Raw genomic sequence first — 11,893 nt, 5'->3', positions numbered from 1 at the left:
CTCCAATAACTCAGGATTATTAACAAATCTTTTCAGTAGTTTAAATAATTTGCCACCGTGCGAGGCATCAATGACCCGATGGTCGAGAGCCGCACCGAGCATCAGAATACTTCGAGGTACGATTTCGTCATTCACAACCCACGGTTTTTTGGTCACTCCGCCTAAAATCAAAACAAATGCAATATTGGCCGAAGGCATCAAAGCAGGATAGCCAATGTCCAAACCAATGCTACCGATATTTGATAAAATAAACGAACCAAAATTATTGGCCGAAAGCCCCAGCAGAGGAATAGAAATGCCAAGTGTGGTAGTAATATATTTGATTGACTGGTAAACCCACCCACGGAAAGGCCACGGAATAGCCGCCAGTTTTTCTTTCATTTGCATGGTGGCGTTTTCATCGCCTTTGTAAGTTTTCTGGATCTCTTCTTTCAGTTTTACAGCTGACTCTGTAAGGGTCAGTTTATCAGCATTCAGCATTTTTACCGAGCCCATTTCTCCGCTTTGCAAAAGCACACTCACAGTGGCATTGATTGCTTCGTGCGAATAAATATTTCCTCTTTTTACATAAGTATTGAGTTCTGGAATTTCTTTAATTGCCCGAGCCGTAGCTACCAAAAAAAAGTGTGTAAGTGTGATTTTTACGCCAGATTTACGTTTGTCGGTAATGTATTTTTCTAAATCAGTAATATCAATCTCGACCGAGCCAAAGATTTTTGAGTCAACAGGTTTTTTGTATATCGTTGAGGCGGTCTTTCGCCAAGAAGTATTCAATGGGTTGTTTTCTTTCATTTGCTCGTTTTTAGTTTCTTTCTCAAATTCTCAAATGTCTGCAAATGAGCTTTTTTCAAAATTGACGCAAAATAAGCAATTAGTAAAGGATTTCCTTTTATTTCGACTCGTTCAGTTAAATCAAAATTAGTTTTTGAATCATTTTCAGGAAAAATAAAGTCAATATTTAGTAAAATCGCACCTTTGATGTGGCTGAAATATCGAACGTGTTTCTGTGCTTCAAGTTCGATTACTTCAACTTCATAAATAGGCTTCGTTTTCAAGAAACCTAATAAAAGGGCTTCTTCCTTTACTTCATAATTGGTGCTATTTGGCTCGATTTTAGAGAGTTCTGTAACCTCTTTCATGTATGGATGAATCTCTCCAAACTTTTTGAAGTCGAGGATATAATCATAGACTGCCTCAATTTTTCCATCGAAAGAATGATTTAAAAGGATTGTTTTATTTGCCATTTTATTTCTTTTCTAAAAGAGCCATCACTTCTGCATCGCCCATCACGGCATTAGCTGGGCGTGGGTGTTTTTCATCGAAAACTTGTAGTTCGGTTTGGCTTAAAACCTTATTGGCACTTTCGTCTATTTTTCCATCTACCATTACTTTCTGAAGGTCGAGTTTTAAATATTTTGCCAAAAAAAGATAAGCGGCTTGGCGTTTTGAAGGACCATAATCGTGCTTTTCGTTGGCAAGATGCACATTTTCTACTTTATCGGCCGCCCCAAAAAACGAATAAACATTTTTGATATACGGATATTCCATTGTAGGTGTGTTAACAGTCCAATCTCCTCCATCTGAAATCAAAAGCATAGGTTTGGGGGCAAATGTAGCGGCAATTTCTACATTGGTTGTTTGATGCGTTGGGCGTTTATGAATAGGCATTCCGCTTTCACAAACACAACCACCGAAGAAATATCCCGAAACCATCACAACGGGTACGGAAACCTTAATGCGGTCGTCGATAGCCGAAAGAATAAAAGTCTGTGTTCCTCCGCCCGACTCACCTGTCATACCGATGCGATTTTTATCAATATTGGGTAAGCCAAGCAAGAAATCAAGAGCTGCTTTGCTGTTGATAATTTGTAGTTTGAGAGCTTTTTCAATTTTATGAATAGATTGTTTCGAGTCGCCCACGCCAATCATATCATAAGCAAAAACTGTTGCTCCCATGCGGGCGAGGGTAGCACAACGCTGCTGCGTGTAAGCGGCAAAACGTGGGTCGGGACCATGCCCGTGCGGACATAAAATTCCCGCAGTTTTACCTTTGGGCGGCAAACCGTTAGATTCCGCAGGCCGATACAGATTTCCTGTTACATAAATGCCTTCAATACTCTGAAATGATACATTTTCGACCGAATACCCATTCAAATCTTTTTTACTGTGAATAACGATATTTGTCGGTTTCTTGAATTCATAATTACTCAATTCTGCCCCATCTAAAATTCCCTGTCTGATTTCTTGGGCGTGTTTTTGCCAAGATTTTTTATCAGAATATCGCTTCGCAAAATCAGCGTGTAGGTTCTTTGCATCTTCCTCCGTAAAGAATTTACCTTGACAAAGGTCGGGCTTTTCGGGGTTATACTGGGCAAAACTTAGTTGAGCTATTAATAAAAGTGTAAGGGTTTGAATAGATGTTTTCATAGTTTTTGGTTATTTAAACTCATCTTTAGGGGCGGTCGGCCGCTGCCGCTGGGGGTACAAAATCCTCACGCATCGGGTTGAAAACATCAATCAAAACACCATCTTCCAGACAAACTGCTCCGTGAAGTACATTTGAAGGAATAAAATAAACATCGCCTTCTTTCAGAACCTTGCTTTCGCCATCGACTGTAATTTCAAATGAACCACTGGCTACATAGCTGATTTGCAAATGAGGATGCTTGTGCGTAGTGCCGATGCCGCCTTTCTCGAAAGCTACTTTTACGAGCATGATGTCTTCGTTGTAAGACATGATTTTACGTTTGATTTTTGGGTCAACCACTTCCCACGGAAGTTCGTCGTCGGTTACTAAGGTTTTGTTAAATTGTATCATGATTTCGGAACACAATTTTCTAAATTGTGCTTATGTTTTTGTTTGAGAAATTAACGATTCGGAGAATTGTACTACTTTAAAACTTTCTTTAAAAACGTATCAATAAACTCAACCGTGGGGTCAAACCACGGCGAGAGTAAACAGAACGAGTGCGGGGAATTCTCAAAAGTATGAACTTCTGAATAAATGCCAAACGCATCTAATTTCTTACGGTAATCGTCACGGCCAGCGTGCATTCTATCAACCGAACTATTCAAGAAAAGGGTAGGAGGCGTATTTTTGCCTGCGTGCGTCAGTGCCGATGCTTCGTGCCAAAGTTCGGGGTTTTCTTCTTTGCTAAATCCAAACCAATAAGTAGCAGCCGAAGTGCTTTTTCGGTCATCGCCCTCGCCCGATTCTGGGTGAATATATGCCAAAATTCCATCAATATCTACGATGGCGTTTATTTTGCTCGAATGTTTCAAATCACCAATGTTTCCTTCAAATTTTGTTAAATTATTCGTATTTCCGAGGAGTGCTGAAAGTTGCCCACCCGCCGAAAAACCTACGCTGGCAATTTTATTGGTATCAATTCCGTATTTCTTGGCATTGGCTCGAATCCACCTTACTGCTGCCTTCAAATCATGTACGCCAGCAGGGTAGAGGGCTTCGGTCGAAAGGCGATATTCGGCCGTGAAGGTTGCATAACCCAAAGCTGCCAAGCGTTGAGCCAATGGAATATGTTGCGAACGATTACCCGTACGCCAACCACCACCATGAATAATTAAAATCGCAGGACGAAGTTTTTTAGATTTAGTTTTTGGATAAAAAGCATCGAGTTGTAAATCTCTCGTACCTGTGTTGGCAAAAATGATGTTTCGTTCTTCAATTACATTTTCTGGTGTTTTTTCTGGCACTAAAGTGGCATTTGGGTGCGTTTTTAAACTATTTTTCAATGCACTATAATTACTATAAGAAGTATCTCGAACATTCGTGATGCCTTTCAAAGAAGGCGTTTTACTCCAAAAATCTTGGTATTGAGTCTGTAATTTTCCTGAGAAAACCTCTTCTCTAGTGTATTGCTGTACTTCTTTTTCACTCAGTTGGTGCGACCATTTTACTCTATTTTGTGTATTTGCCCCTGTTCCCTTTGAGCCAAACTCGGCATAGAAAGTGCTTTTTTCGGTTTCTGGCCTGCCCCAATTATTCCAGCCTTCGGGCAAAATATGGCTGTCCATTTCGCAGTTGATGAAAACAGTTTTGGCAAAATCTCGCCACGGTCTGCCTAAATAAACTTTCGTAGCCGCTTTATCGGCCGTTAGTTTACAATCTTTGAAAACGTAGCCATAAGCCACCCATTTTGGCGTAGAAGCGGCCGTAACGTAACCATCGGTTTTGGAGTGAATATGACAATTTTCAAACAAAGCCGTTGACGACCCGAAAATAAAATCGACTGTACCTTCGATGTAGCATTTCGAGAAATATTGTCTGGCGTTTTCGCCCGAAGCAAAAATTGTATCTTGGTTTCCCAAAAACTTACAGTTTTCAAATACACAGCGGTCGCCCTCTACGTGCAAAGCAACGGCTTGCCCAACTCTTCCTGCGGTATTTTCGATGGTAAGGTTCTTGAATTTAATATCATTTCCCAACACTTTTAAGGTGTACGAATCGAAGGTTTCCATTTTGCCTTTTCCCGAAAAATCATCATAGCTAATGATGGTGCTATCAAGGCTTTCGCCCATAAAAGTGATGTTTGTAAGAGTGCTATAAACTTCGAGTTTTTCTTTATAAATACCTTTTTTAATTTTAATCGTAATTGGTTTTGGCAAATATACCCGCACGGCATTAATAGCATCTTGAATGTAGCGGAAATCTCCACTGCCATCTTTGGCTACTACCAAATCGTGCTGAACTTTGAGAGCTTGGGCGTAGATTTTTGTACTGAAAAGTAATAAATAAATTAAGAAAATACTCGAAAATCGTTTCATTTGATGAGGTAGGCTGATAAAAAGGCTTAAATTACAAATATCGTAAACGCCTCGAAATATGCCTTCATGTAGTGTGATTTTTATTATTCGTCTGATTCCCCTTTTCCATGAAAATCTTTTTCCTTAACTTTCAATTTCAATTTTTGCCCTGAAAGGGCTTCAAGAAATTAAGATAGGGGATCGCCCTATCGATTATAAACTAAGAAAAAGGGCTAAGCAAGTTTCGTAATCACTTTTTTCGCACTTTCAGTGCTTAGAAATTAGGTACTTACACGCATGGTAGGGCAAAACCTTACCTTAAATCGCTAAAACCCTTTCAGGGTAAAGGTAAATTATATACAATTTAAATGAGTTTAACCTAAAAATCAATCAACAAATTATCTCACCATGAAAAAAGCTCTTTTACTTTTGGGTGCTTGGGCATTGGGGGCGTATCATGCCTTTGCTCAAACCAACGACCTCTATTTTGCTTCTTATCCGAGCATCAGTCCCGATGCTAAAACTGTGGTTTTCTGCTATGAAGGTGATATTTGGAAGGCTGATTTAGCCTCTAAAATAGCCACTCGACTAACGGCCATGACTGGCAACGAAACTCGCCCACGTATTTCGCCCGATGGAAAATGGGTTGCGTTTTCGGGCGTGCAATACGGCAATAACGATGTATATGTGATGCCTTTGGAGGGTGGCAATATTCGTCAGCTAACTTACCACGATGCGGCCGATTTGGTAGAATCTTGGTCGTGGGATTCGCAAAGTATTTATCTTACATCAAGTGCTTATAATGGCGGAACAACCTACAAAATTGGACTAAATGGTGGAACCCCAACGAGGGTTTTTAAGCATTTTTTCAATCGAATTCATAACGTGGCTGAGCATCCGAGTTCGGGAGAATTGTTCTTTAATGATACTTGGGAAAGCGATAATCAAGCTTATCGAAAAGGCTACAAAGGTGAATTTAACCCTGATATTCAATCGTATAATCTCAAAACAAAAGCTTATAAACGCTACACTGAGTATAATGGGAAAGACTTCTGGACGACGATTGACCGCTCTGGAAAAATCTACTTTGTATCCGATGAAGGAAATGGTGAATATAATCTCTACACATTCGACGGTACGAAAAAGACTTCGTTGACTAACTTTAAGGAAGCTATCAAACGTCCGCAAGTGAGTGCCAATGGCGAAAAAGTCGTTTTCGAGAAAGATTATCAGTTGTTTTTATATGATGTTTCGAGCAAAAAAACGCAGGCTTTGCAGCTCACACTGAACAGAAATTTTACTTTGCCCAAAGCACAAGATTTTAATGTAAAAGGAAGCATCGTAGAGTTTGATGTTGCTCCCGATGGCAAAAAAATGGCTTTTAGTTCACGTGGACAGTTATTTGTTTCTGACCTCGAAGGCAAGTTTGTGAAACAACTCAACACGAGAGCCGATGGTCGAGTTTTGGAAGTGAAATGGTTGGCCGATAGCAAGACTTTGGTTTTTAATCAGACCGTTAATGGTTATCAGAATTGGTTTTCGATTGCGGCCGATGGTAAAGGTGCAGAAAAACAATTGACCAATGATTTAAAAAATAATCGAGATTTGACACTTAACAAAGACCGAACTTTGGGCGTGTTTTTGAGCGGAAGAGATGAAATAAAAACGATTGATTTAAAGGCTTTTACCACAAAAACAATCGCCAAAGAAGAAATTTGGGGCTTTCAGAACTCTAAACCGTATATTTCGCCCAATGATGAATATGTGGTGTTTATGGCCAAAAAGAACTTTGAAGGTGAGCTTTTTCTCCATAATTTACTAAAAAATGAGACTATCAACCTCACAAATACAGGAATAACTGAAGAAACTCCTTATTGGTCACCTGATGGAAAATATCTTTATTTTGCTTCCAATCGCACTAAAGCCAGTTATCCATTTGGCCTTGACAAAGAGCGAATTTATCGTTTGCCATTGAGCAAAATCGAAGCACCGTTTAAGTCGGATAAATTCAATGATTTATTTAAACCTGCCGAGAAAAAAACTGATGATAAAGCAAAAGCAGATTCGACCAAACCAAAGAAAATCGAGCCGATGGTAATTGATATGGAAGGTTTGATGGAGCGAATGGAGGCAGTTAGTCCAAGCAATGGAGCGGCCGATTCGCCAATTGTGTTTCAAAAAGATACCAAAACTTTTGTGATTTACCCATCCGACCACATAGATGGTAAAAATAATCTTTACAAGACAACCATTGAGCCTTTTACGCCTAATAAAACTGAAAAAATAGAGGGTGCAGATGCTTCAACTACCAATATTGTGCAAGCCGATGGCAAATATTATGCGTTGATAAACGGCACGATTTGTAAGCTCAATTTAGATGGAAATAAAGTTGATAAAGTAGATGTGAGTTTTACGTTCCGAAGAGATTTTGCGAATGAATTTAAGCAAATGTTCTACGAAACTTGGGCTAATGTCGAGGAGAATTTCTACAACGAAACCTTCAATAACGTCAATTGGGTGGCTATCAAAAAGAAATACGAGGCGTTTTTACCATACATCAATACTCGTGCGGATTTCCGTACGATGCAAAACGATATGTTGGGCGAATTGAATGCGTCGCACACTGGATTTTCGAGCAATGGTGCTGAGGAAAGTATTTTCTACAAAACCACTACAATGGCCACGGGAATTATGTTTGAAGAAGAAAATCCATACAAAGTAAAATACATTGTGAGAAAGTCGGCAGCTGATAAAACAGGCAAAGGAATTTTGGCGGGAGATGTACTGACGAAAGTAAACGGAGAAAGCATTGATACAAAGCAAAACCGTGATTTTTACTTCCAAAAACCTTCGATGGATGATGAAATTGAACTCACATTTGCTCGAAAAGATAGTTCGTTTGCTGTCAAGATTCACCCACAGAGTTCGGGGGCTTTGGTGAGTAATTTATATGATGAATGGATTCAGTGGAACCAAAATTATGTAGATGCAAAAAGTAAAAAACGAATCGCTTACGCTCACATGCGTAATATGGGAAATGAAGAATTGGAGAAATTTCTGATTGATATGACTTCCGAAGCTTATAATCGTGAAGGTTTGATTTTCGATTTACGCTATAATACAGGTGGAAATGTACACGATTTGGTCTTGAATTTCTTGGCTCAAAAGCCGTACTTGAAATGGAAATATCGTGAAGGTCAATTCACAATCCAGCCAAATTTTGCTCCTGCTGCCAAACCTTTGGTTTTGCTAATCAATGAGCAATCGTTGAGTGATGCGGAAATGACAGCGGCAGGATTTAAACAACTCCAACTTGGCAAAATTATTGGCACTGAAACTTATCGTTGGATTATCTTTACTTCAGGCAAAGGCTTGGTTGATGGCTCGTTTTATCGTTTACCTGCGTGGGGCTGCTATACGCTTGATGGACAGAATATCGAACGTGAAGGGGTAAAACCAGATGTTTACATAAAACAAACATTCAAAGACCGCCTCGAAGATAAAGACCCTCAGTTGGATAAAGCGATTGAGGAGATTTTGAAAGGTTTGTAACACAGATAAAAAATTACCACGGAGGCACGGATTACATAGATTTACACAGAAAATCTGTGCTAATTCGTGTAATCTGTGCCTCCGTGGTAAAAACCTACTTCACTACTTTCATCACGCCATTCATGATACTCCAGTGACCTGGGAAAGTACACACAAATGGATAATCACCGCCTCGAAGATAAAGACCCACAATTGGATAAAGCGATTGAGGAGATTTTGAAAGGTTTGTAACACAGATAAAAAATTACCACGGAGGCACGGATTACATAGATTTACACAGAAAATCTGTGCTAATTCGTGTAATCCGTGCCTCCGTGGTAAAAAATTACTTCACTACTTTCATCACACCATTCATGATACTCCAGTGACCTGGGAAAGTACACACAAATGGATAATCACCAACTTGGGTTGGGGCAGTAAACTTCAAACGATAGGTTTCACCTGCATTCACGAGTGGCGTTGAAAATAATACTTGCGGAATAGCAGGAACGTAGTTTTTCTCAACTGCATCTTTCTGCGTAATCATTTTATTGGCAGCATTTCCGATGATTTCAAGGCTTTTTGGCTTACCAATTACCAAATTATGTTGCATGGCATCGGGGTTTTCGAGAACCAAAATGATGGTTTTGCCTGCTGGTACTGAAAACTCTTTTTTATCAAATTTCATTGCTTCTACCACAGTCTTTATGTTGATAACGATGGCATCTTTTTCTGCTTCGCTGGCCGAGTTTTTCAAGTTCCAAGCCTGCATCAACTTATTGATTCTTGTCAAATTATCATCGCTCAATTTACTGCTTAGGCTTGCCATAAATTCTTGATTAGCAGCATTTACTGTTCCTTTTTTACGAGGATTCCAACCGCTTGATAAACCTTTTAATAAAGCTGCATTTTCGGTGCTTGGTAGTTTATCCCACAATTTCAAAAGAGCAACAATTGAATCAGGAGCTGAAACCGAAGCATAACTACGAGCCGCTCTTTCGAGTGCAAAAGTGCTGAGTTTTTGTGCTTGTTGGTAGGTTACTTTTTTCACGAAAGTGTTGTTTCTTTCGTTGCCTTCAGCAATTTTGTTTTCTTCATCAACCATCACCGTAAAAGTATATTCACCTGCCAAATCGGTTGAGTAACCAAAATCTCCTGACCAAGGGCCATTGGTGTTTTTGCTAATCGTCACGGTTTCGTTTGGTGCAATGCCCGAAGTATGCACTTTACTCCAAACCGTTGATTTTTGTCCTACTCCCGTAATATCAATTTTAAGAGAAGCAACTTGTCCTTTTTTCAATGAATCCGTTCCGTTGTTTTTTACTTCTACAAAATATCTCATGCCTTCACGCACAAACGGAGAAGCTGGTTCGGTACGCACATTTGTAATCACTAAATCTACACCTTGCGAAGTTGTTTCTGCCGCAGTTGTGGTCTTAGTTTCAGTCATTGCAGCACCGTGATTCATCATCGAATGGTCGTGCGACATTGCTGCTGGTTTAGGAGTTGAAGCAAGATTACGTAAGTGTTTTTTCAATAAAACCGATTTGTGGCTCGTCAAAGCGGTAGCAAACGCATCTGGAAGCCAGCGGTCGGTGGCCTCTGTTGCTTGGTCGATGCGAGTTAAAATTGCTTTTTCGGCTGCTGGTGTGAGTGGCATTTGGTTGAGTGCCAAAACACTATTTAAGATAACCAAAGGTTCTTTATCGTTCAATAAATTGTTTTTCAAGATAACATCAACCGACTTTGCATTGGTTGGTAAAACCTGCACGGCATTCTTACGAACAGCCCAAGATTGGTGTTTCAATGCTCCAATGGCTGCTTGCAATGCTGCAGGATTTTTATCAATCGCACCTAAGCCTTTCAATGCCCAAAGGGCATGAATGGCCGCTGTATTTAGTCCAAGTTCATCAACCGATGGGTCGTTTACGAGAGCAATCAAAGCGGGCACAACGTCGGTGTTTCCACGCTCTACCAAAAGGCGTTGAGCATGGTTTCTCCAAAACATATTATCGTTTTTGAGAGCTTTTAACAAACCATCTTTATCGTTTTTGCTAAGAGTAATTGGCTGATAAGCAGGAGCATTTTTGTAGCCAACACGGTAAATACGTCCGTGTGTGAAATCTCTCAAATCTGTATCGTAAGCATTTCCTTGACCATTGGAGAAACCTTGTGGCGTTGGATTGTGCTGAATGATGTAGCTGTACCAATCGGCTACCCAAACTGCTCCATCTGGACCAACTTCGGCAAAAACAGGCGAAAACCACTCATCAGCACCCGCCATGAGGTTGAACGATTCTTTATCTTCATAGTTAGTTCCTTTTTTCACCATCATGTTTTGGTGCAAAATGTGTCCCGTTGGTTCGGCAACAAATGCAATCTGATTCCAATAATTTTTCGGGAAAGCACGAGCCGTGTAGAAATTATGTCCAGCTGCCGCCGTAAAACCACCAAAAACATCCACCTGACGAACCTTTTCGGTGATAGGTTTCATGTCTTTGTGGGTATCTGTTCTACGACTTCCATTATCACCATTAAAACCTGGATTCAAGAAGTTTTGGTGCGGAATGGCCATGTACCAACCGTGTGAGTTGTTGGCCGTTGAGCCAAATACATCACCCGCTTCGTTGAAGCCCATGCCCCAAGTATTATTTGAAGTGCTGGTCGTCCATTCCATTTTCGAGCCATCTGGCTTGAAGCGGAAAAATGCTTGTCCAAACTTTAATGAATCGCCTTCGGCCAATTTTCCGTTGAAACCCGAATAACCTACGCAACCCCAAATCCAGTTATCGAAACCGTAGTGCAAGTTCGATGGCCCAGCGTGTGTATCGCCAGTTCCGAAACCTGTAAACAAAATTTTCTTTTCGTCGGCTTTATCGTCACCATCCGTATCTTTCAAAAACAACATGTGTGGTGCTTGCGAAACAATCAAACCACCATTGGCAAACACCATTCCGGTCGGAATGCTCAAACCTTCGGCAAAACGAGTGAATTTATCAGCTTTGCCATCTTTGTTGGTGTCTTCACAAATCAAAATATAATCGCTCCCGCCCGATTCCTTGCGTTCGTTCGGGTAATCTTTTGTGATTAGTACATACAAGCGTCCTTTTTCGTCCCAACTCATCGCAATCGGGTGCATTACGTTTGGTTCGGCAGCAAACAAACTCAAATCAAAATCGGCAGGTACTTGAATGTGCTTCATTGATTCTTCGGGCGTAAGGGCCAATTGCTGTAGTTGTTCACCTGGACGTTTTTCGTAGTTAGGCAATTTTGCTGCACGGTATTCAAATGGTTTCGGATTCAGTGCTGCGTGTGCGGCACGAGCTTCGTCGTTTACTGCCCAAAGGATACCATTTTCGAGTAGTTTTTGGAAATTTGCGTTTGTCCAAGTTCTTTCGTCATGGCCGTAAGCCGTGTAGAAAACTCGACCTTTGCCATAGCTGCGAGTCCAAGTATAAGGCTCAGTTTTGGCATCGGGGCGGTCTTTTGTTTGGTCGGCTTTTATTTCACGAGTTTGTAAAACGTTGTTGTCGGGCTGTAATTGGCTGTGCAAATACGTTTCATCAAATACTCGAATCGTTCCCAAATCTTTCATGAT

At 40.5% G+C, this 11,893-nt stretch carries 7 protein-coding genes; 1 reads left to right on the top strand and 6 read right to left on the bottom strand.

Annotated features, from left to right (window positions below):
• The 5 genes from ACOVO2_RS05555 to ACOVO2_RS05535 form a co-directional block, all read right to left on the bottom strand.
• The coding region (locus tag ACOVO2_RS05555) for a 2-oxo acid dehydrogenase subunit E2 (protein WP_421769008.1) at positions 1-792 on the bottom strand (792 nt) is incomplete at its 3' end.
• Positions 789-1,244: an SRPBCC family protein gene (locus ACOVO2_RS05550; RefSeq protein ID WP_421769007.1), complete on the bottom strand. Its 456-nt coding sequence runs from the start codon at positions 1,242-1,244 to the stop codon at positions 789-791. The genes ACOVO2_RS05555 and ACOVO2_RS05550, both read right to left, overlap by 4 nt.
• Before the next feature lies 1 nt (position 1,245).
• A complete protein-coding gene (locus ACOVO2_RS05545; RefSeq protein WP_421769006.1) occupies positions 1,246-2,427 on the bottom strand; it encodes an alpha/beta hydrolase family protein in 1,182 nt (393 codons plus the stop codon).
• 25 nt (positions 2,428-2,452) lie between these two features.
• Positions 2,453-2,818 carry a cupin domain-containing protein gene (locus ACOVO2_RS05540; protein WP_421769005.1) on the bottom strand — a complete coding sequence of 122 codons (366 nt, stop codon included), beginning with the start codon at positions 2,816-2,818 and terminating at the stop codon, positions 2,453-2,455.
• Positions 2,819-2,889: 71 nt separating this feature from the next.
• Positions 2,890-4,785, bottom strand: coding sequence for a pectinesterase family protein (locus ACOVO2_RS05535; protein WP_421769004.1), 1,896 nt, complete (start codon positions 4,783-4,785; stop codon positions 2,890-2,892).
• Positions 4,786-5,172: 387 nt separating this feature from the next.
• On the opposite strand from ACOVO2_RS05535, the gene ACOVO2_RS05530 reads away from it, so the two are divergent.
• Positions 5,173-8,316 (top strand): S41 family peptidase, encoded by a 3,144-nt coding sequence (locus tag ACOVO2_RS05530; RefSeq protein WP_421769003.1) that lies wholly within the window; start codon positions 5,173-5,175, stop codon positions 8,314-8,316.
• A 325-nt stretch (positions 8,317-8,641) separates the two neighbouring features.
• Here the strand turns inward: ACOVO2_RS05530 and ACOVO2_RS05525 are convergent.
• Positions 8,642-11,893, bottom strand: a 3,252-nt coding sequence (locus tag ACOVO2_RS05525; protein ID WP_421769002.1) for a PVC-type heme-binding CxxCH protein, incomplete at its 5' end; no start/stop codon positions are given.

The organism is Emticicia sp., assembly GCF_049241225.1.
Classification (GTDB): domain Bacteria; phylum Bacteroidota; class Bacteroidia; order Cytophagales; family Spirosomataceae; genus Emticicia.
This window is presented reverse-complemented; position numbering and strand designations above follow the sequence as displayed.